Here is a 21,572-nt window from a genome sequence, read left to right on the forward strand (position 1 = left end):
TCTGTCGCTCGAATATCCCGACCCGACGTTGTTCGGCCACGACCCGTGGTGGCTGACCCTCGGGAAGGCCCTCGCCGTCTTCGTGTTCCTCATCCTGACTCCGCTGATCGCGATCCTCGCCGAGCGCAAGGTGATGGCCCGGATGCAGATGCGGATCGGCCCCAATCGGGTGGGACCCGGCGGCATGCTGCAGAGCCTCGCCGACGGGGTCAAGCTGGCGCTGAAGGAGGGCATCACCCCGAAAGGCGTCGACAAGCCTATTTATCTGCTTGCGCCGATCATCGCCGCGGTGCCCGCGTTCATGGCCTTCGCCGTCATCCCGTTCGGCCCGGAAGTCTCGATCCTCGGCCACCGCACGGCACTTCAGCTGACCGACCTCCCCGTGGCGGTCCTCTACGTCCTGGCGGTCACCTCGGTCGGCGTCTACGGAATCGTCTTGGCCGGGTGGGCGTCGGGCTCCACGTACCCACTGCTCGGTGGGCTGCGCTCGACCGCGCAAGTGATCTCGTACGAGATCGCGATGGCGCTGTCGTTCGCCGCCGTGTTCCTGCATGCGGGCACGATGTCCACGTCGGGGATCGTGGCGGCGCAAGACCGCATCTGGTACGTATTTCTCTTGCTTCCTTCGTTTCTCATCTATGTCACCTCGATGGTGGGTGAGACGAACCGCGCCCCGTTCGATCTGCCCGAGGCCGAGGGCGAACTCGTCGGCGGATTCCACACGGAGTACTCCTCGCTGAAATTCGCCATGTTCATGCTCGCCGAATACGTGAACATGGTGACGGTGTCAGCGCTCGCCACCACCTTGTTCCTCGGTGGCTGGCATGCGCCGTGGCCCTTCAACATGTGGGACGGCGCCAATTCGGGCTGGCTGCCCGTGCTGTGGTTCACCCTGAAGGTCTGGGGATTCCTGTTCGTGTTCATCTGGTTGCGGGGCACGCTTCCGCGACTGCGCTACGACCAATTCATGAACATGGGCTGGAAGATACTGATACCGGTGTCGCTGGTGTGGATCATGATCGTCGCGACGGTGCGGGCCTTCCGTAACGAAGGGTACGGCTTCTGGCCGGTCGCTCTCGTCACCGCCGGCGTGATCCTCGGGCTCGTCGTGCTCGCCATGTTGTGGAATCGGCTACGACGCAGGCAAACCCGTGTACCCGACCACGAGGCGACCCGCCGAGCCGGAGAAGACGTTCCTGCGGCCAGCACGTTCGACCCCATGGCCGGAGGTTTTCCGGTGCCGCCGTTGCCCGGCCAGCGCTCACCGGTGCCCCCACGCACCCCCGTCACCGTGGGTCGTTCCGCAGGCTCCGCTCGAATGAACAGGGAGGACAGCGATGTCTAAGTTCCTCGACCCCATTGCCGGTTTCGGAGTGACGTTCTCGACGATGTTCAAGAAACCGAATACCGAGTACTACCCGGAGGAGAAGACCCCGACTGCTCCCCGCTACCACGGCCGGCACCAGCTCAACCGTCACCCGGACGGGTTGGAGAAGTGCATCGGGTGCGAACTGTGCGCCTGGGCGTGCCCCGCCGACGCCATCTATGTGGAGGGTGCCGACAACACGGCGTCGGAGCGCTATTCACCGGGTGAGCGGTACGGCCGGGTATATCAGATCAACTACTTGCGCTGCATCGGTTGTGGGCTCTGCATCGAAGCGTGCCCCACACGGGCGCTGACGATGACCAACGAATACGAGATGGCCGACGACAACCGGGCCGATCTCATCTACGACAAGGACCGGCTACTCGCGCCTCTCGAGCCGGACATGACGGCCCCACCGCACCCGATGGCTCCGGGCACCACCGCAGAGGACTACTACCGCGGCACGGTGACGGCGGCGTCCGCAGACACGCCTGCCGCGGAAGCCGAAGACGACGAACGGCAGGTCGAGGTGAGCGAGACGATCAGGAAAGAAGAGGCGCGGTGGTGACTTCCCTGTCTTCCGCCATCCTGGCCGCGGAGCCCCTCACCCGGACGTCGACGGGGGAGGCAGTCCAATTCTGGATCCTCGGCGCGGTGGTGGTCATCGGTGCTGTGGGAATGGTCATTGCGCCGAAGGCGGTGTACTCGGCCGTCTTCCTCGCCATGACGATGATCATCCTGGCCATCTTCTACATCGCCCAGGGCGCACTGTTCCTCGGTGTCGTGCAGGTGGTGGTCTACACCGGCGCCGTCATGATGCTGTTCCTGTTCGTGCTCATGCTCGTGGGCGTCGACTCGTCCGACTCGCTGGTCGAAACGATACGAGGCCAGCGGACCGCCGCGATAGCAGCGGCAATCGGGTTCGGACTCCTCCTGATCGGCGGCCTCGGCAATGCGTCGACGCAGTGGGCGCGCTCGGCCGAAGGGCCCGGCTTCACCGATCTGGAGCAGGCCAACGCCGGCGGAAATGTCGAGGGCCTCGCCGAGCTGATCTTCTTGCAATACGTATGGGCCTTCGAACTGACCGGTGCGTTGCTGATCACCGCAACCATCGGCGCCATGGTGCTGGCGCATCGCGAGCGGTTCGACACCCGCAAGGGGCAGCGTGAGTTGTCGCAGGACCGCTTCCGTCGATGGGCGGAACGGACCGTCGGTGACACCCCCGACGCCCACGTCACCCCACTGCCGAGTCCTGGTGTCTATGCCCGGCACAACGCCGTCGACATGCCGGCCCTGCTGCCGGACGGTTCGTATTCACGGCTGTCGGTCAGCCGGGTGCTTCACCAGCGCGGACGTCACCCCATCGGAGCCGTGCCCAATGAGAACAACGGCGAGAGTATGCCGCCGGCACAGTCCACAGCGTTCGGTGAGGAGGGCACACGATGAACCCGGAAAACTACCTGTATCTGTCCGCCCTGCTGTTCACAATCGGCGCGGCGGGGGTGCTTCTCCGACGCAACGCCATCGTCGTGTTCATGTGCATCGAGCTGATGCTCAACGCCACCAACCTGGCCTTCGTCACCTTCTCCCGGATGCACGGCAACCTCGACGGGCAAGTCTTCGCGTTCTTCACCATGGTCGTCGCAGCGGCCGAAGTGGTGGTCGGACTGGCGATCATCATGACCATCTTCCGCTCGCGCCGATCGGCTTCGGTCGACGACGCCAACCTGCTGAGGTACTGACATGAGTGGGGGGATTGCGTCGCTGGTCTGGCTGCTGCCCGCACTACCGCTCTTCGGCGCTGCCGTCTTGCTCTTGACAGGCCGCCGCAGCAACAAGTGGGGACACCTGCTCGGGTGCGGGACCGCGCTGGCCGCCTTCGTGCTGGGACTTGCGCTCTTCGTCGACATGCTGGGCGCGGACGAATCCGATCGTGCGGTACACCAAAACCTGTTCAGCTGGGTTCCTGTGGCCGGCCTACAAGTCGACTTCGGACTCCAACTCGACCAGCTGTCCATCTGCTTCGTGTTGCTGATCACCGGCGTCGGTTCGCTGATTCATATCTATTCCATCGGATACATGGCACACGGCCCCGACCCCGCCGGCCGCACCACCGGCCCCGCGCCTGATCACCTCGGGCACTCCGCCGGCTCCGCGCCTGATCACCTCGGGCACTCCGCCGGCTCCGCGCCTGGTCGACGCCTGTTCTTCGCCTACCTCAACCTGTTCCTCGCCGCGATGCTCCTGCTGGTGCTCGCCGACAATTACCTCGGCCTGTATGTGGGCTGGGAGGGCGTCGGTCTCGCCTCCTATCTGCTCATCGGCTTCTGGCAGTACAAGCCGACGGCAGCGACCGCCGCGAAGAAGGCTTTCGTGGTCAACCGAGTGGGCGACATGGGGTTAGCCGTCGCGATGATGATCATGTTCGCGACCTTCGGCACGATCTCCTTCGCCGGGGTCTTCGGCGGCGCGGAGGCTGCGGGTCAGAACATCAGCACAGCAATCGGATTGACGCTTCTACTCGCCGCCTGCGGCAAGTCGGCGCAGCTGCCGCTGCAATCGTGGCTCGGCGACGCCATGGAGGGCCCCACACCCGTCTCGGCCCTCATCCACGCTGCCACCATGGTCACCGCCGGTGTCTACCTCATCGTCCGGTCCGGGCCGATCTTCGACCTGGCACCCACCGCTCAATTGGCCGTCGTCACCGTCGGAGCCGCCACCCTGCTGTTCGGGGCGATCATCGGCTGCGCCAAGGATGACATCAAGAAGGCGCTGGCCGCCTCCACCATGAGTCAAATCGGATACATGGTGCTGGCCGCCGGACTCGGTCCGGCCGGATACGCATTCGCGATCATGCTGCTGCTGGCCCACGGCTTCTTCAAGGCCGGACTGTTCCTCGGAGCCGGATCGGTGATGCACGCCATGAACGACGAGACCGATATGCGCCGCTACGGCGGACTCCGCAGCGTCATGCCGATCACCTTCGCAACGTTCGGTCTCGGATACCTGGCGATCATCGGAATTCCGCCTTTCGCCGGGTTTTTCGCCAAGGACCCGATCATCGAGGTGGCCTTCGCTGCCGGGGGTGTCAAGGGCGTGATCCTCGGGACCGCCGCACTGCTCGGCGCCGGAATCACTGCCTTCTACATGACCCGAGTCATGCTGCTGACCTTCTTCGGGGATCGGCGCTGGGCGGCCGACGCACATCCGCACGAGTCACCCCGGGTCATGACGATTCCGATGATCGTCCTGGCGGTCGGTTCGGTCGGTTCCGGTGCGGCGCTGGCCATCGGGTCGTCGTTGGTGAATTGGCTGGAGCCGGTCGTCGGCGCTCACCACGAAGAAGCAGCGATCCCGGTGTGGATGATGACCGTCCTCATCCTGGTGGTCGTACTCGCCGGTGTTGCCGCGGCCTATCGGCAATATGCCGCAAGAGAAGTGCCCGACACCGCGCCGGTGGCGGTCTCCCCGCTGACCATCGCCGCACGCAACGACCTCTACGGTGACACGGTCAACGAGGCGATGGTGATGCGCCCCGGCCAGCACCTGACCCGGCTACTGCTGTACTTCGACAACAAGGGCGTCGACGGGGTGGTCAACGGCTTCGCCGCCGCAGTGAGTGGGGGGTCGGGGTTGATCAGGCGTCTGCAGACCGGGTTCGTCCGGTCGTACGCACTGTCCATGTTCACAGGTGCGGCACTCGTGGTCGCCACGATGATGCTGGTGAGGCTGTGGTGAACAACTTTCCCTGGCTGACGGTCCTGTGGCTGCTGCCGATGGTCGGCGCCGGTGTGGTTCTGGCAGTGCCTGCGCCCAGACGGCACCTCGCGAAGTCGATTGCGCTGGGTGTTTCGGTGGCCGTTCTCGTCCTCGCGTGCGGGCTCGCGGTCGGATTCGATGCGGGCGGCGAGCAGTACCAGTTCGTCGAGTCCCATTCGTGGATACCGGCATTCGGTACCGGATACACGCTGGGCCTGGACGGCATCGCGCTTGTGTTGGTGCTGTTGACCGCGGTGCTGGTACCGCTGCTGCTCCTAGCGGGCTGGAACGACGGCCACGACGCCCCCGACTACACGCAGCGGCGGGTGGCCCATACGTATGTGGCGCTGATCCTGATGGTCGAGGCGATGGTGCTGGTGTCGTTCACCGCCCTCGACATCCTGCTCTTCTACGTGTTCTTCGAGGCGATGCTCATCCCGATGTACTTCCTCATCGGGGGTTTCGGCGGGGCACGCCGCTCGTATGCCGCGGTGAAGTTCCTGTTGTACAACCTGTTCGGTGGCCTGATCATGCTCGCCGCAGTGATCGGCCTCTATGTCGTGACCGCCGACGGGGGCACCGGAACCTTCGACTTCAGAGAGGTCGTGGCAGCCGCATCCGCGGGGGAACTCGGTGCCGACCCCGCTGTGCTCAATGCCCTGTTCCTCGGGTTCATGTTCGCCTTCGCCGTCAAGGCGCCGCTGTGGCCGTTCCACTCCTGGCTCCCCGACGCGGCCGTGGAGGCGACACCGGCGAGCGCGGTGCTGATGATGGCCGTCGTCGACAAGGTGGGCACTTTCGCGATGCTGCGGTACTGCCTCCAACTCTTCCCCGAGGCGTCCGCGACGTTCGCGCCACTGATCGCCACGCTGGCGGTCATCGGCATCCTCTACGGTGCGGTGCTCGCCATCGGCCAGACCGACATGATGCGGCTGATCGCGTACACGTCGATCTCGCATTTCGGGTTCATCATCCTCGGCATCTTCGCCATGACCAGTCAGGGTCAGGCCGGCTCGACGCTCTACATGGTCAACCACGGAATCTCGACTGCCGCATTGTTCCTCATCGCCGGATTCCTGATCTCCCGCCGCGGCACGCGCCTCATCGACGCCTACGGCGGCGTACAGAAGGTGGCACCCGTTCTGGCCGGTACCTTCCTCGTCGCCGGCCTCGCGACGCTGTCTCTGCCCGGGCTGGCACCGTTCGTCAGTGAGTTCCTCGTCCTCGTCGGCACGTACCCGCGATACCAGGTTGCCGCCGTATTCGCGGCCGGTGCACTCGTCCTCTCCGCCGTCTACGTGCTGTGGCTGTACCAGCGGATGATGACCGGGCCGATCACCGAAGACAATGAGAAGGTTCGGGACCTCGTGCCCCGTGAACTCGCTGTGGTCGCACCCCTCATCGCTCTCCTGATCATCCTCGGTGTGTATCCCAAGCCCGCCCTGTACGTGATCACCCCCGCCGTCGGTCAGATCCTCACGACGATCGACCGGCAGGACCCGGCGCCCACTGTTCCCACCGACCCCCGCAGCGGCTCTGTAGCCGAGCAGGCACCGGACGGAGGTACTCACCCATGAGTGCTCGTACATCTTGGGTCGGGCGTTCCGACGCCTTCCTCGCCCAGAGTCCGGCGCTGCCCACCCCGGACATCGAGTACGGCCAGCTTTCCCCGATGCTCATCGTGTTCGGCGTCGCCGTGGCCGCCGTGCTCGTCGAGGCCTTCCTGCCGCGCCGGGCCCGGTACACGAGTCATCTCGTTCTCAGCCTCGGTGGTCTCGCGGCGGCATTCGTTGCTGTCGTCCTGCTCGCGGGAACACGTAGCTCCGCGGTCATGGGCGCCGTGATCATCGACGGACCCACCCTGTTCCTGCAAGGAACCATACTGCTGGTCTCGATTCCGGCAATACTGCTGATTGGCGAGCGAGGGCTCGACCGAATGCGGATGTCGGCCGGTGTGGCGGTGAGTGCCGGCCGGTCTACTGCCGACGACGACGTGGTGGCGGATGCCTTCGCCCCTCAAGCGGCGGCCCTTCCCGGGAGCGCAGCCGAACGGGAGGCCGAGGAGGCGGGCGCCGCCCAGACCGAGGTCTTCCCCCTCACGCTGCTCGCGATCGGCGGGATGCTGCTCTTTCCCGCCGCGGGCGACCTTCTCACCATGTTCGTCGCGCTGGAGGTGCTGTCGCTGCCGCTGTACCTGCTGTGCGGACTGGCCCGCCGCCGTCGCCTGCTGTCCCAGGAGGCTGCGCTCAAGTACTTCCTCCTCGGCGCCTTCTCCTCGGCGTTCTTTCTCTACGGAGTGGCACTGCTCTACGGCTACGCCGGGACCGTCCAGCTGGCGGGAATCGCCGATGCCGTCGCCGACCGTTCCGGAAACGAGGGGCTGGCCCTGATCGGCACCGGACTGCTCGCGGTCGGCTTGTTGTTCAAAATCGGTGCGGTGCCGTTTCATTCGTGGATACCGGACGTTTACCAGGGTGCTCCTACCTCGATCACCGCGTTCATGGCGGCTGCTACCAAGATTGCGGCCTTCGGCGCGATGCTCCGCATCTTCTATGTCGCACTCCCCGGTCTCCGCGACGACTGGCGGCCTATGCTGTGGGTGGTCGCGATCCTCACCATGGTCGTCGGTGCCGTCCTGGCGGTGACTCAGACCGACGTGAAACGCATGCTCGCGTACTCGTCGATTACGCACGCCGGCTTCATCCTCACGGGTCTCATCGCCGCCAATGACGCCGGGTTGTCGTCGACGATGTTCTACCTCCTCGCCTACGGTTTCAGCACCCTGGGCGCCTTCGCGGTGGTCACCCTCGTCCGGGACGCCGACGGAGAGGTCACAGAGATGTCGCGTTGGGCGGGATTGGGTAGACGTTCACCCCTCGTCGGGGTGGTGTTTGCGATGTTCCTGCTCGCTTTCGCCGGTATCCCATTGACCAGTGGGTTCGTCGGCAAGTTCGCGGTCTTTCAGGCCGCGATCGAGGGCGGCGCCACCCCGCTGGTCCTCGTTGGCGTGGTGAGCAGCGCCATTGCGGCGTTCTTCTACGTGCGCGTCATCGTGCTGATGTTCTTCTCGGAGCCAGGGGACGACGCGCACACCGTGGTGATCCCCAGCGTGCTGACCACCGCCGCCGTCGCCGTCTCCGTGGTGGTCACCATCGTGCTGGGCATTCTTCCGCAGACGGCGCTCGATATCGCAGACAAGGCGGCAGTGTTCGTGCGCTGAGCCGGGCCACTGATCCGCCTCGGGAACGACGGATGTGTCGCTCTCAGAAAATGGTCCCGAGATTGCCCTGCAACAGGGCCGACACTACATACAGCACAATGACCAGCGGATAGTACAAGTTCACGGCTGTCACCTCCATGGGAGCCCGGTCGTTCGTGGTCGTGCGACGACCACCGGATGAGTACCCACTTGCCGCCCGGCATACGAGTGCACTGCATCACGATTCGGTACCCCACCCCGCACCGGGAAGGAGGCGTCTCGAGGCCTCGCCGTAACGTGCGAAGGCCGCACCCGAAACGATCGGATGCGGCCTTGCGTTACGTCTGGATCCTTAGACGGGATGCACGTTCTGGGCTTGCGGGCCCTTCTGTCCCTGGCCGACCTCGAACTCCACACGCTGGTTCTCGTCGAGCGACTTGTAGCCGCTGCCCGAGATCTCCGAGTAGTGAACGAAAAGGTCGGCGCTGCCGTCATCCGGTGCGATGAACCCGAATCCCTTTTCGCTGTTGAACCACTTCACAACACCCTGCGCCATACCGTTAACTCCCTGCAACTGTCCGCCGAACGCTCATATCGAGGTCCGGTCGTACCACCCATACTGCCATCCTCCGACGCGGAACGAGTGCATTTGCGGACGTTCGGCTTCCTGGCGGGGAAAAAATCCACGGTTGCGCACCTCCGCATCACTGCGGCTGCGTGATGTTCACCATCCAGGAGATGCCGAATCGGTCTACGCATGCGCCGAACTCGTCGCCCCACATCTGCTTCTCGAGGGGGACGGATACCGTGCCGTTCTCCGACAGCTTTGTCCAGTATCCGCGCAGTTCGTCGGCGTCGTCGCCAGAAAGACTCACCGCGATGTTGTCACCGGGATTGTGCGGCATCCCGGGAGGGGTGTCGGCGCCCATCAGCACGAATCCGTTGTCGGCTTCGAGCAGCGAGTGCATGATCTTGTCGCTGCTTTCGGTGTCGGGGGCACCGAATTCTCCGAAGGTGTTGATCGACAGCGAACCGCCGAACACCTCCTTGTAGAATTCCATCGCCTCTCGTGCGTTGCCGCCGAAGCTGATGTACGGGTTGAGACGTGAGGCCATGGCGAAGCTCCTTCTTTGTGCAGAAATTGTTTCTCGTGGCGATCCGACACACCGACGGTACAGCGAAGAGCAGTCACTCGACCCCGGATCCGTGCAGCACCGGATCACGGCACTACCGATCAGGGCAGCAGTGGGTCGGTTTCGGTGGACACCGTCGCGAACGCTCCCCACAGCACCGGTGAGTCGACGATGGCCCGCTCTTCTCGCCACGCCGCCGACCGCTCCCGTTGCCAGTCGCAGAGCGCGCTCACCGCGTCCGGTTTCTCGTGCGCGGAATCGACGGAACACACGGCCGACTGCAGGGGACGCTCTCGCGGATCTGCGCCGGCCAGGCGTTCGAAGGCGAGGTCGGTGGGCAGAGCCCATCGAGTGGCGGTGACCAGTTCGGCACCACCGCTGATCATCGCCGAGACCAGCCCCAGCGCCTCGCCGAAGCGGAGGTCACCGCCGCTCTCGCAGGCGATCAGGGCGACCCTGCTCGGGATGGGCCACAACTCGGGTCCCGCCACGGGATCGTCGGTCAGGGTGTGCGTTCCCAGCAGTAGATCCTTCGCCGACAGCGGTCGGTGTGCCCGCATCGCCTCCGCGAACCCGATGGTCTCTGCCCGGCAGGCCAGATGCAGTTCGGCGTGCTCACTCTGACCGGACTCGGGCGCTGCTGCGGTCACATGGCCGACGTAGATCAGGCGGCTGGCACCGCCCCGGAGCGCGTCGCCCAGCCAAACCCGGTCTACGTCTTCTCGGCGGAACAGGTCGGCGGGTCCGGTCACTTTCGGTAGGAGCCTGTTCTGCTCGGCGTAGGCGCCGACCTGGCGGGACAGGGCAGCGTCACCGGACATCCGGCCCAGCACCGAGCCGAGCGCGGAATCGGCGCGATATCCCGGCACCCGTGGATCGAGGACGGCGACGACAGGCAGCTCGCGCGTGTCGAGCCAAGAGCGCGGGACGCGCCCGGGGGCGTGGACGATACTCAGTGGTGCGAGCAGGCTGACGTCGGCGATATCGATCAGGCGCAGGTGGGCGTCCGGCGCGATCAGTTCCCACGGAACCTGCGCGACGCGAGGTGACGGCTGGATCCGGATGTGAGGCCGGACCCCGCGGGTGTACAACTCGTACAGTTGCGCGGCGAGACCGAACGGGAGAAATGTTCGCGAAAGCTGCTGCGCCAGTGCATGCTCCGCGTCGTATGTGGCCAGGGCGCCGGCCGTCAGAACGTGTTCGAAACTCTTCGGATCAGCGGCATCGGGCAACGCGGGTGTCAGCGCGGCGAGAGTCTCGTCCACTTGTGTCGCGGTGACGACCGAGACTCCACCGGGATAGGTGTCGTTCGACCACCGCCACGACGTGTACAGGTCTCCCGCGTCGGCCATCCGCACGAAGACGGTGGGACGCCCCGACATCACCACGCCGGAACCGATCGGCTGTCGCGAATCGGCCGCCCGTACCGCTTCTCGGCCTCCGCGATGTACGGCTCGAGCGCAACACGGCCACCGACTGACATCGTGAGCTGCGGTGGCAGCGAAACAGGAAGGCCGGCACCCGCGGCGACCCCGGCCAGCGCGGCACCGAGGTGGAGTGCGGTCGACACGTCGGGAGTGCGGTCGGGAAGGTCGGGCATCACGAGTGGCAACGTCGGCGCCGCGCTGCCGGTGGAGCGGCCGATGTCGAGTGCTGTTCCCGCGCAGTGCACCTCGATGAGATCACTGACGAGAAGGGCGTCACCGCAACCGTAGGAGAGGCGGAAGGCCAACGCCATGGCCGGGTCCGCGACGTGCCGGTTCCACTGCTCGCGCTGAAACCCGTTGGGAAGGGAGTAGCGGACGGCGTCGATGGTGAGGGCCGCGGGCACCGCGAGGTCGACGGCTCGTTTGTGCAGCGCCCCGTCGGGGTCGACGTTCAGCGCCGCTTCCAACAGCGTCGCGTGCCAGACGTCGACCTGTGCGCAGTGCAATCCGAGGCCCAGTTCGGCATAGGTTTCGACAGCGGAAGCCAGCAGGGCCTCACCCTCGTCTCGGCGGCCGATGCTGAAAGCCAGTGTCGCCAGGCGAGTGTTGACGTCCGCGACATCGAGTACGGCCCCGGACTCCGCGAAGTGTTCGACGCTGCGCCGGTAGAGCGCGCTCGCACGTTCTGTCTGGTCGCGTCCCTCCGCCACAAACGCCAGCACCTTCAGCCCGATCCCCACCCGATGTCCGACACCGGCCTGCTCGAAGTACCTCTGGCTTTCCAGCAGCAGTGGCTCGGCATCCTCGTGACGCCCCGACCGGGCGCGCATGATCCCCAGATTCTGCTGCGTTTCGGCGAAGGCGTTGCTGTCACCGGCCTCGTCGAAGGCGGCAAGCGCCTGGCCGGCGAAGTCGTCGGCGAGGTCGAAGCGTCCGGACTCGAAATGGACGGCCGCCAGATTCATCAACGGGTGACCAGCGAGATTCGGCGCGGAACGTACTGCGGCTTCCAGTGACTCGTGGGCCAGGTCGGCTGCGTAGGCCCATTGCTGACGGTGGATGGCAACGGCCGTCAACGACAACAGGCACGGGACGCGGAGGTCCTCGAAGTCGTCGGCGGCGTCCGTGAGCAGGGAGCGCGCTTGCTCGAGGGCCGTCTGCGCACCGTCGAGGTCGCCCACGTGCTGGAGGGCCTGGGACAGATTGATCAACGCGGCGGGCCGAATCCTGCGGGCATCGGCCGGCATGGCAGCGAGGGCCTCGTGATAGCGGTCGACGGCCGAAGCGTGGTCACCCAACTCGTCTGACATGCTCGCGGCGTTGATCATTGCGCTGATCCGTAGATCACCGGTGGTGCTGCGCGCAACCTGCTCGAAGGTCGCCAGCGCTACCGTGAGATCACCGCGACCGTAGGCGGCGCCGCCTACGGCGAGCAGTTCACGGGCTTCGTCCGGTGACAAGGAATCCGTCATGTCAGAAATCCGATTCCGAGGCAGCGGCGTCGATCTCGGCGAGCAGGGGCACGTCGCTGTCGTCGTCCGAATCCGGTGCCGCGGCGCGCTGGAGTCGCTGTCGCGCGAGGTCGCGGATTCGATCGCGGACGTCGCGCCCGCCGAGTGCCGGGTGGAGGTTTCCGCCGAAGCCAGGCAGGTAGACGTTCACGGTGACCCCTTGTTCCGATCCTGGTGGGGCGTCGGTGTCGCCGACCCAGGTGTCGCCGATCAGGTGTAGTTCGACGTCGGCGGTGTGGACTGGATCGGCGCCGGCCACGGTCGCGCGTGGCCGTAGGTGTGTGGCCACGGCCCCGGCCAGATTCGGCGCTCCCACCACTGCCACGCGCACGGTGGTGGTGCCGGCGACCCGCTGCACCTCCCAGGACACTGCCCGTTCGGATGCGTCGATCAGGCCGGAAGGGCAACGGTGCCAATCGGTCCCGCCCGTCCCCCGTGCCAGCACGAGGGTGCCGGCCCGGACTGCCGTCGCAGTGCCGGCCGCGAGTGCGTAATCCTCCGCGCGCGCCGCGTTTCCTGCCGACCGCGGTGGCACGGCCATGAGGACTGCGTCGGCACCGGCGACCACCGACTCGCAGTCGTCGACAAGTCCGGCGATGTCGCGGTCCAGCAGGGCGTCGTCGAGGGCTGGTATGGCATCGATCGTCGAGGCCGGCCACCAGCGTGCGGCCCACAGCGCGAAGGCGAGTCGCCGAACATTCGCGGCCAGACGGGGGCGTGCCGGCCTGTATTCGACCTCGTGCACAGACCCACCGGGCTCGGCCGGCGCCAGGGCGACTGCGGGCTCGGCCAGCGCCAGGGCGACTGCCTCGCCGTACAGCGCCCACACCCAGTCCTGCGCGGAGGTGACGTCGTCGATCACGGCGGTGGGCGGGGCGGGCTCGGTGAGCACACTCCAGCTGAGATGACCACCGGCGACCTCCAGGACGGCAACGTCGATACCCGGGTCGTCGTCCAGAACACTGGGGGCGTCGCCAGGAGTGATTACCCAGAGGTCTCCCGCTACCGCCCGTACCGTCACCGAGTCGGGCATCAGCTTGCCCGCGATCGGGACGAATCGGTGGAGTCGGCGAGCGGCAGCACGCTCAGTGCCTGCTTGACCCGCATCCGGTGGTCGAGGATGACCGATCGGGCGACGCCGTCGAGGAGGTCCCACACCTCGTCGAGTGTGTGCACCGACAACTCCCGGGCATCGCGGCCGTGCAAGCGCACCCACAGGCGCCGCAGGTACGGCTGCCACGGCTTCCGGAGTTCGGCGGCGATGGCGGCAAGCGGATTGGTGTCGGGCAGAGACTGGTCGTCGGTGCTCAGCGCGAGCCGGCGGGCCTGCAGCACATACGCCTCGCGCTGCCAGCGGCCGTTGATCACCCGGCTCGAGGCCGTGTCTGCCGCAGGACCACGATCACCGGCCCCGATCGGCCGTAAATCTACGGCCAGCGTGGCCCCCGCGGTCGCAATCACCCGCAACGACTCGTCGAGCAGGGCCCACGGCGAGCAACTCCGCGCGATCTCGGTCGTGACCAACTCGGCGACGGGCGGAAGTTCGGCTCGCTCACTCGAGGCGCGCAGCACTGTGAAAACACGTTCGTGGACGGTGCGGTCGAAGGGAAGCCCCAGTGCCGCGGTGGATGCAGACATTCCCAGGACGGGCGCCCCAGGCACCGGATGTGTGGTCAATCCCAGCTCGTGAGCCGTGTACGCAGGGGCGGGTGTCCACAGCGCAATTCCGAAGTGGGTTCCGGCGGAACCGGAGACCAACCCGTCGAACACGCACTGACCGGAGTCGTCCGATTCATCATCGAGCCGTGCGCCGGGGCAGGCGTCGAGAAGTGCCTCGATCTTCCAGGTGTCGTCCTCGAGAGCGACGCGCGAGAGCGGTCGCCGGCCCCAGGCGAGATCGATGAGTGCCGTGAGTTGCCGGGCCCGCGATGGGTCGGTGATATGGGCTTTCAACGCCTGGGTGGTGCGTCCGGCCGAGTATTCGTGCACGTCGCGCAGGGTGTCTGCCGCGATCGACTCGCCGCGGTCAGGATCCGGCGGACCGGCCGTGGTGGCCAGCTCGAAACAGCGCTGAAAGTACAGGTCCTGCGGATTGCCCTCGGTGATCCGTAGTGCACGGCGGACCCGCTTGAGCAGCGTGAACCATGCTGCCGTGGCACGCAGCAGATCAGCGGAGGCGTGCAGGCGTGTGGCCAGAAGCTCCGCGCCGTCGGAGGAGACGACCGGACCGGCGCACGCCGGGTTCTGCACCGGGCGAATCACCAGCGGATCGAGGATCAGTTTGACTGTGCGGCTGAGCGGCCCGCCGTCCGGGCCGCTGAGCGGTTCGACGCCGTCCAGTTCCCGCCACACCTCGTCCAGGACCATGGCGCGGGGTCGCCGAGTAGCCGTCGCCCCCCTCGCTCCCGTCCGCATTCGAGCAGGCTACCGCAGGTGCGCTCGGCGGAGGTCGGCAGAAATCTGGGATCGGTAGGGCGCGGGCCGTCCATACCTTTTAGCCATCGGCCCCACACCGCGGGCCGAAGAGATCGGAGACGGGCGCCGAGCGCCCCTCACGACATGTGAAGGACGGATCATGAACAAGATCATTCGGACTCAGCCGAAGCGCGCATACACCGCAGGCATCGTCGCGGTTGCGGCTGCAGCCCTGCTGCTCTCGGGTTGCAGTGACAGCGAAGGGTCCAATGACAGCTCCGACGCCCCCACGGTCGCCTCGGAGACGTCGAACGCCGCGAGCCCGGCCGGGGCGTCCGCGGCCGTCATCGACGGGAAGGCGTTGGACGCCACATTCGACGCCACCTGCGCCAAGCAGGGTGACACCCTGGCGCTGGCTCTCGCCGACACCGGCAATGCCACGTACGGGGACCTGGCCGTGAGCGCGACCATCACCGGCGCGGACACCGTGCAGGCCGTCGGAATCGCCGGCAGCAAAGGCGGGTCCAACGGGCTGCCCTACGCCCTCGGATTCGGCCAGGGAATGCCCGGCGGCACAGCGACGGTCGAGAAGGACGGTGACGTGTACAAGGTGACGGGGGAAGGCGTCGGCGCTCCCGACATGAGCAATCCGACCGCGCCGACCACGGCGAAGTTCGACCTCACCTTCGCGTGCTCCACCATCGTCGGCGGCTGAGCCGCACACCACTTATCACCACGGCGCGCGCGAGTCTCGGACAGATTCTGCTTTGATTCGCGCGCGCCGGGAAACTGCCCTCACCACTCACACGTATCGAAAGGGAACATTATGAACAAGATCCTGCGCATCTCAGCACTCACGTTCTTCGTCGGTTCCGTCGGCTACTACCTCTGGTACGGCCTCGGTAACCGGGGGGCAACGGACTTCGGGATCGAAGGTCTCGCCTGGGTCGGGCCGCAGATGATCTGGCCGATTCTCGCGACGACCCTCCTCATCATGGTTTTCGCCTTCACCGGCGACAGCGTGATGGCGGCACTGACCGGGACGAACAGTGCAGCGTTCCGCAATGGGTCGGTCGGGATCGGTACCGTGCGCGCGGTACGGCAGACCGGGATGACCCTCAACGATCAGCCGGAGGTCCGAATCGATCTCGGTGTCGAGGACGCCGACGGCAAGACATTCGAGTCGCACGCGAAAATGATTGTGCCGCTCACCGAACTGGCGCTGCTCCGGCCCGGTGTCGTGCTACCCGTGCGGTACGTGCCGGGGCGCACGGACAAGGTCGAGATCGATCGCTCCGGCGACACCGCCGCGGTCACCGAAGCGTGGAATCACACGATGATCCGGCAGGGCGTCACCTCTGTGGACAAGCTCGACATCGCCGCGCGGGGAGTCGCGGCCCAGGCGGTGGTGCAGTCACTCAGCGTTCCGGGGGAGATTCGCAACGGGCATCCCAAGGTGCACCTCGGCCTTGTAGTCAGCCGACCCGACGGATCGACATTCACCACCCGCGTCGAGAAGTTCCTGCCCTCACGCAGCGTCGCGCACGTGCAGGTGGGACGGGTACTCGACGTCCACTACCTCCCCGCGAACGAGCAGGAGGTCGTGCTCGCGCTGCCGGTAAATGCGTGACCGGACACGTTGCCGTGCCCTGTCGCGGCCTGACCCACCGGCTCACCGTCCCGTTGGCGTCGGTGATGTTCGCCGACACCCGCCGCTACTTCGACCACCTGACCCGCTACCGAGCGGGGGATGCCGACGGGTTCGTCGAGTACGTCGCCCGCGCCGCGATCGTCTCCAGCGAGGCTGCGCAGGACTCTGCCCGCGCACTGGCCGAACTTCCGGTCTACTGGCGGGACATCGCCCGGCCGCGCAGCAACTCCGCCGACGAGAAGATCATCGACGCCCTGACACCTCGATCGGTAAGCGCACCATCGAGCACCTGTAACGGCTCCGAGTTGGGCGAGCTAGGCGTCGATGTCGACCTCGATGGCACCGAGGATCTCGAACACGTCGGCTGATCGTGTCCGGAGCTGCTCAGCTTTCGCGTTCGAAGGTGATCAGCAGTCCCTCCACGCTGCCAGGGCCGATTCTGCCCTTGACATCGGACGAGGTTATCGCTTTGAGACGCCATCCTTGCTGGGCGTACTGGTTGAGCAGGTCTTCGAGTTTGCCGCCGGACATTTTGCCGCCGATCATTTTCTCGCGGACCTCGACGACCTTGTATGTGTATGTCATTGTTGTCGCTCCCGTTCGTTTCACTGTGTTCTCGGGGATAGTCGCGGATGCTCACCAGAACGGGTGAACGTCGAGATGAGGTGCTTCCCGGGTCGTCACCCGTTCTCCGCTCGTTTTGTCCCCGGTGCCCGCGATTTTCGGCCGAGTTACCGAGCGGGAGTGCCGGTACCGCGAAGGTTCGCGTTTCTGACATCTGGTTCCGGATTCCACGTCGAGACAGCCCAGATGACGACGACGTCGAGGGCGATGATCAGCAGTGACCAACCGGGGTAATAGGGCGTCAGAGGAAGTTCGCCAAGATCGAGATGGCGGCGACGACGATGGCCGACACGCGGGCCCACCCGGCGCCGGTGAACAGGGCCAGGCCGACGATCGCGACGAGGACGCCGAGGATGACGTGGATCCAGCCCCAGGTGGTGAGGTCGAATTTGTAGACGTAATTGATGCCGCTGACGAATACTTCGTTTTCGGCGACCGCCGCGATGCCTTGGAAGAGCTGGATGATGCCGACGGTGACCATGATGACGGCGGCCCCCATCGACGTGCCGGCCGCGAAAGCCTGTTTGCCGGAGGGATACTCGGAACTCGCTGGATTCACTCCCGAGCTACGATCGGACATGGCTGACCCTTCCCGAGCTTCGGTTCTTGCCGGTACCACAATTATCTGCCGCCGTGTGGTGTGTTCGCGGCGAAATTAGGATTGCGGTTCGAATGAACCCGGGATGTTGTCGTGCCTGGGTGGGGATTGCCCCGGGCCGGTGAAGTCGGCATCGGCACCAAACCACGGCTGTACGTGGCGTCGAGGGTGCGGGTGGCGAGCCTCGACCGGCGGAGCCGTCAGCATTGCGCGATGCGTCATGTTGCGGCTACTGAAATAAAAACTACAGGCTGGCCACACCCCTATACGGATGCGATTCCGCCGCAACGTCGTCGATGGCTTGAAACCCCCTTGTCCACGGGGGACACTCGACGAACTTCACCCCGGGCACTCGCAGGAGGTACATGCCGCGAGTCTTGACGCACCACTGTCACGGCGTTTGACTTGGGATTCAAGCTTGTTCCGGCTCGCCCGACGCTGTTCTGGGAGGTTGACGTATGCGCGGCATGAGAATATCGGGTCCGGGTCATCGACGCGGAGCAACCCTCCGCCGCAGGACACTCTCGGTACTGGCACTGCTGGGTGCATGCCTTTTCCCACTGGCAACGACGCAGGAAGCCTACGGCCAACCAGCGACAGAAACCGTCGACACCGGATTCGCGATCCCCTTCGCCGGAGCGCCTGGCTATGAACGCCTCGCACCGACGCAGGTGACCAGTCCGGGCCAGCTCAACGAGCCACTCGGCCAGCAAGCGGCCGACGAGATCGCCGGTCAGATAGGGCTCGGCAGGGCTGATGCTCTATCGGAGCAGCAGTATCGCGACCTCGTTACCGGCGGCGGAGTCGGCGGCAGTCGCGACGCTGCCGAGGTGATCGAGGCATGCGCCCGAATCCTCACCAATACGAACAGTCGTCCCCTCTATTCCGACATCGGCGGTCACCCCACACCGTCGGTCCTGGCCAGCTACGGCCTCTACGTGAACACCAGCGGATTGCTGGAGAGTCCGGCCAACGCGGATGCGCCGACGAGGCAAGTGAATTCTTTGATCGCCCCCGGTGGTTACGTGGGCACATGGTTGAGGAACAACGGTGCGACACACACCCTGATAGCGCTCTATCGGTCGGCATACACGGTGCAAGCGATCTACGGCTTCGCATCGCAACAGATGTCGGGCGCAGCTCAATTGGTGACCAACACCAAGGGGGGTGTGCGTTCGGAAGTTGGCATGTCGATGGCACCGCCACTCTGGATAGTGAACTTCGCCCTGCTCTACATACTGAATCCGTCCCTGGCCGCCGCGATGCCTGCCCACTGGGCGCCCATTCCGTCGGCAGTTGCCGACGCCATACAGTCGAGCCCCACCGGCCAGGTTCCTTTCAGGGACTATGCGTCCTACTTCCAATAATCCGATCGAGGAGTCCGGCGAAGTCTGGCCCGATGGCATGAGTAGTGACAATGTGGGGGTGACGTTCAGTTGTGTGTCGGCGATCCGTTCCACGCACGGACGAGGTCGTCGCAGAGGGACGTCTTGAGAATCCTCAGACGCGCGAGGTCCGGTGGTCGCGGAGTCATCGCGGCTTGGAGGAGAACGAGGACGCTAGCGAACACGGCCGGGGTTTGATGACATTCGTCGGGGTGGGCGTGGCGCACCGGGATGTCTGCCAGTCACACGACCGGCTCGGCGAGGCGAGTGGGAAGTGAAGGACGCACACCTTCGACGAATTGTGTGATTGGGCGGTGCGAGACCTTCGCATAGTGCTGGGCGTGCGATCCACTGCACGGAACCGCACCGCGACGGGCGAGCTGATGGCCAGTCCGCGAGCCGATCGGCCGGCGGACGCTGGTCGGTCTGGTAATTTTCTATGCGCAATGGGGTCGCGTGCCCGGCATTTTGAATCCCGTCGGTGCTAATTCGGATGAACGTGAAGCAGTCATCGAAGTATGCTCGTGGATGAATTCGGGAATCAGGTTGTCGGCGTGCGCTATTCGAATGTGTGAAGTTCATCGCGCGGTTAGTGTGGAGCTCGAACGATGTCGTGTTTGATCTGCCCAGATGGGCGACGTCGTAAACGTCACAAGGTCCGTTTGGGTGAGCTTCCTGATCACCGGGAGACGCCTGCGGTTATTGTGTGCGTTGGACGATTGCCCGGCGAAGAAAGAGAGCACGATGGCGGTATCACCGAGAAGCTCCGAAGGATCGGCGAAGAACAGGACGAAGGCGATTCGTGAGTGGGCGATCGGGGAGGGTCTCGAAGTTTCCTCTCGTGGCCGTATGTCGGCCGAGGTCGAGCGAGCCTTTCATGACGCTGCGGCAAAGAAGGTTCGGATAGAAGCGGCGCCGGTGAAGAAGGTTGTTTCGAAGAAGTCGCCAGTGAAGAGGGCCACGGCGAACAAGGTGCCGGCGAAGAAGACGGCGGATGTGGAGAAGGCAGTCGCGGAGGCGACGCCAGCGAAGAAGATGACCAAGGAGATTCGTGAGTGGGCGATTGGGGAGGGTCTCGATGTGTCCTCTCGTGGCCGGATTTCGGCCGAGATCGAGCGAGCCTTTCATGACGCTGCGGCAAAGAAGGTTCAGGTAAAACCGGCGCGGGTGAGAAAGTCAGCGGCGAAGACGACGGCAGTGAAAACGACGGTCGCGAAGACGCCGGCGAGCAAGGCGCCGGCGAAGAAGACGGCGAATGTGGAGAAGGCAGTCGCGGAGACGACGCCAGCGAAGAAGATGACCAAGGAGATTCGTGAGTGGGCGATCGGGCAGGGTCTCGATGTGTCCTCTCGTGGCCGGATTTCGGCCGAGGTCGAGCGAGCGTTTCATGACGCTTCGGCAAAGAAGGTTCAGGTAAAAGCGGCGCGGGTGAATAAGGCAGCTGCGAAGAAGGCGGCCGCGAAGAAGACGGCTCCGGAAACAGCGGGCGTGAAGACGGCTCCGGTAAAGGCTCCGGCGAAGAAGACGGCGGCGAAAGCCGCCGCTGCGAAAACGACGGCGACGGAGGCGACGCCAGCGAAGAAGATGACCAAGGAGATTCGTGAGTGGGCGATCGGGCAGGGTCTCGATGTGTCCTCCCGTGGCCGGATTTCGGCCGAGATCGAGCGAGCGTTTCATGACGCTTCGGCAAAGAAGGTTCAGGTAAAAGCGGCGCGGGTGAATAGGGCAGCTGCGAAGAAGGCTCCCGCGAAAACAACGGCCGCGAAAACGACGGTAGCGAAAACCACGGCCACGAAAACGGCGGCCACGGAGAAGGTAGCTCCCGCGAAAAAGATGACCAAGGAGATTCGTGAGTGGGCGATCGGAGAGGGTCTTGAAGTGTCCTCTCGTGGCCGGATTTCGGCCGAGATCGAGCGAGCCTTTCATGACGCTGCGGCAAAGAAGGTTCAGGTAGAAGCGGCGCCTGCGAGGAAGCCGGCCGCGAGGAGGGCTCCCGCGAGGACAACGGCCGCCAAGACCAAGGGTCCGAGAACGACGGCTGTGAAGAAGTCTCCCGCGAAGACGACGCCCACCAAGATGACGGTCGCGAAGACGACGGCTACGGGGAAGGTGGCTCCGTCGAAGAACATGATCAAGGAGATTCGTGAGTGGGCGATCGGGGAGGGCAGGGACGTATCTTCCCGTGGCCGGATTTCGGCCGAGATAAAGCAAGCCTTCCATGACGCTCAGGCGCAGGTGCCAGTCGCGGTCGGCTGAAACGGGGTGTCCGCCATTGAGCGGACTTATCGGCGCCTGTTGGTGGGATCGATGTGGGCACCGCTCGACTGACGGGTAATTGTTGTGCACCGTCGCGGGTGACACGTCGTCGGTCCGGTTCGTCGTAGTGGGTAATCCACGATGCGTCGAGCGGACCGCGGCGTGGCACCGGCGCGGCCGGTGTGGCAAGGAACGCGGCACAGGGTGGTCGGTGACGTAGGCGATATGCCCGTCCGGTGTCACATCTC

General features: G+C 65.2%; 18 protein-coding genes and 2 pseudogenes. 12 read left to right on the forward strand and 8 right to left on the reverse strand.

Annotated elements, in window-relative coordinates; translation table 11 throughout:
* Position 1 precedes the first annotated feature (1 nt).
* From nuoH to nuoN, 7 genes are read left to right on the forward strand one after another with little or no spacing between them, the layout of a single operon-like run.
* Positions 2 to 1,345 carry an NADH-quinone oxidoreductase subunit NuoH gene (gene nuoH, locus HYG77_RS17345; RefSeq protein ID WP_208963424.1) on the forward strand — a complete coding sequence of 448 codons (1,344 nt, stop codon included), beginning with the start codon at positions 2 to 4 and terminating at the stop codon, positions 1,343 to 1,345.
* Complete coding sequence (gene nuoI, locus HYG77_RS17350) at positions 1,338 to 1,934, forward strand: NADH-quinone oxidoreductase subunit NuoI (protein ID WP_109334487.1); 597 nt, start codon at positions 1,338 to 1,340, stop codon at positions 1,932 to 1,934. The genes nuoH and nuoI overlap by 8 nt, the downstream gene beginning before the upstream one ends.
* On the forward strand, positions 1,928 to 2,812 hold the full coding sequence (locus HYG77_RS17355; protein WP_208960021.1) for an NADH-quinone oxidoreductase subunit J: 885 nt from the start codon (positions 1,928 to 1,930) through the stop codon (positions 2,810 to 2,812). Before nuoI ends, HYG77_RS17355 begins: the two co-directional genes overlap by 7 nt.
* Complete coding sequence (gene nuoK / locus HYG77_RS17360; protein ID WP_109334483.1) at positions 2,809 to 3,108, forward strand: NADH-quinone oxidoreductase subunit NuoK; 300 nt, start codon at positions 2,809 to 2,811, stop codon at positions 3,106 to 3,108. Before HYG77_RS17355 ends, nuoK begins: the two co-directional genes overlap by 4 nt.
* 1 nt (position 3,109) lies before the next feature.
* Complete coding sequence (gene nuoL / locus HYG77_RS17365; protein WP_208960022.1) at positions 3,110 to 5,104, forward strand: NADH-quinone oxidoreductase subunit L; 1,995 nt, start codon at positions 3,110 to 3,112, stop codon at positions 5,102 to 5,104.
* Complete coding sequence (locus HYG77_RS17370) at positions 5,101 to 6,702, forward strand: NADH-quinone oxidoreductase subunit M (protein ID WP_208960023.1); 1,602 nt, start codon at positions 5,101 to 5,103, stop codon at positions 6,700 to 6,702. The genes nuoL and HYG77_RS17370 overlap by 4 nt, the downstream gene beginning before the upstream one ends.
* Positions 6,699 to 8,345, forward strand: coding sequence for an NADH-quinone oxidoreductase subunit NuoN (gene nuoN, locus HYG77_RS17375; protein WP_208960024.1), 1,647 nt, complete (start codon positions 6,699 to 6,701; stop codon positions 8,343 to 8,345). The genes HYG77_RS17370 and nuoN overlap by 4 nt, the downstream gene beginning before the upstream one ends.
* Before the next feature lie 331 nt (positions 8,346 to 8,676).
* On the opposite strand, the gene HYG77_RS17380 is transcribed toward nuoN, so the two are convergent.
* From HYG77_RS17380 to HYG77_RS17405, 6 genes are all read right to left on the reverse strand, one after another.
* The gene (locus HYG77_RS17380; protein ID WP_109334475.1) at positions 8,677 to 8,880 is read right to left on the reverse strand and encodes a cold-shock protein; all 204 of its coding nucleotides are present in this window, start codon (positions 8,878 to 8,880) and stop codon (positions 8,677 to 8,679) included.
* A gap of 148 nt (positions 8,881 to 9,028) precedes the next feature.
* Entirely contained in the window at positions 9,029 to 9,439 is a 411-nt protein-coding gene (locus HYG77_RS17385; RefSeq protein WP_109334474.1) for a VOC family protein, read from the reverse strand.
* Positions 9,440 to 9,558: 119 nt separating this feature from the next.
* A complete protein-coding gene (locus tag HYG77_RS17390) occupies positions 9,559 to 10,839 on the reverse strand; it encodes a CHAT domain-containing protein (RefSeq protein WP_208963425.1) in 1,281 nt (426 codons plus the stop codon).
* Positions 10,839 to 12,356, reverse strand: a complete 1,518-nt coding sequence (locus HYG77_RS17395) for a tetratricopeptide repeat protein (RefSeq protein ID WP_208960025.1) — start codon at positions 12,354 to 12,356, stop codon at positions 10,839 to 10,841. Before HYG77_RS17395 ends, HYG77_RS17390 begins: the two co-directional genes overlap by 1 nt.
* A 1-nt stretch (position 12,357) precedes the next feature.
* Positions 12,358 to 13,428, reverse strand: a complete 1,071-nt coding sequence (locus HYG77_RS17400; RefSeq protein WP_208960026.1) for a hypothetical protein — start codon at positions 13,426 to 13,428, stop codon at positions 12,358 to 12,360.
* Positions 13,428 to 14,762 (reverse strand): hypothetical protein, encoded by a 1,335-nt coding sequence (locus HYG77_RS17405; protein WP_208963426.1) that lies wholly within the window; start codon positions 14,760 to 14,762, stop codon positions 13,428 to 13,430. The genes HYG77_RS17400 and HYG77_RS17405 overlap by 1 nt, the downstream gene beginning before the upstream one ends.
* Positions 14,763 to 14,970: 208 nt before the next feature.
* On the opposite strand from HYG77_RS17405, the gene HYG77_RS17410 reads away from it, so the two are divergent.
* The 3 genes and pseudogenes from HYG77_RS17410 to HYG77_RS17420 all read left to right on the forward strand — a co-directional run.
* Positions 14,971 to 15,525 (forward strand): lipoprotein LpqH, encoded by a 555-nt coding sequence (locus tag HYG77_RS17410; RefSeq protein ID WP_208960027.1) that lies wholly within the window; start codon positions 14,971 to 14,973, stop codon positions 15,523 to 15,525.
* A gap of 111 nt (positions 15,526 to 15,636) precedes the next feature.
* On the forward strand, positions 15,637 to 16,440 hold the full coding sequence (locus HYG77_RS17415) for a hypothetical protein (protein ID WP_208960028.1): 804 nt from the start codon (positions 15,637 to 15,639) through the stop codon (positions 16,438 to 16,440).
* A 23-nt stretch (positions 16,441 to 16,463) separates the two neighbouring features.
* A pseudogene (locus HYG77_RS17420) lies at positions 16,464 to 16,718 on the forward strand (Fic family protein); the annotation flags it as partial.
* A gap of 127 nt (positions 16,719 to 16,845) precedes the next feature.
* Here HYG77_RS17420 and HYG77_RS17425 read toward each other — a convergent pair.
* Complete coding sequence (locus tag HYG77_RS17425; RefSeq protein WP_109334463.1) at positions 16,846 to 17,046, reverse strand: DUF4177 domain-containing protein; 201 nt, start codon at positions 17,044 to 17,046, stop codon at positions 16,846 to 16,848.
* A 146-nt stretch (positions 17,047 to 17,192) separates the two neighbouring features.
* Positions 17,193 to 17,584 (reverse strand): annotated as a pseudogene (locus HYG77_RS17430) (hypothetical protein).
* Between the two features lie 557 nt (positions 17,585 to 18,141).
* On the opposite strand from HYG77_RS17430, the gene HYG77_RS17435 reads away from it, so the two are divergent.
* Both HYG77_RS17435 and HYG77_RS17440 read left to right on the forward strand, forming a co-directional pair.
* Entirely contained in the window at positions 18,142 to 19,050 is a 909-nt protein-coding gene (locus HYG77_RS17435) for a hypothetical protein (protein WP_208960029.1), read from the forward strand.
* 762 nt (positions 19,051 to 19,812) lie between these two features.
* The gene (locus tag HYG77_RS17440; protein ID WP_208960030.1) at positions 19,813 to 21,324 is read left to right on the forward strand and encodes a histone-like nucleoid-structuring protein Lsr2; all 1,512 of its coding nucleotides are present in this window, start codon (positions 19,813 to 19,815) and stop codon (positions 21,322 to 21,324) included.
* Positions 21,325 to 21,572 lie beyond the last annotated feature (248 nt).

Source organism: Rhodococcus sp. ZPP (assembly GCF_017656075.1).
Taxonomy (GTDB): Bacteria; Actinomycetota; Actinomycetes; order Mycobacteriales; family Mycobacteriaceae; genus Rhodococcus_F; species Rhodococcus_F oxybenzonivorans.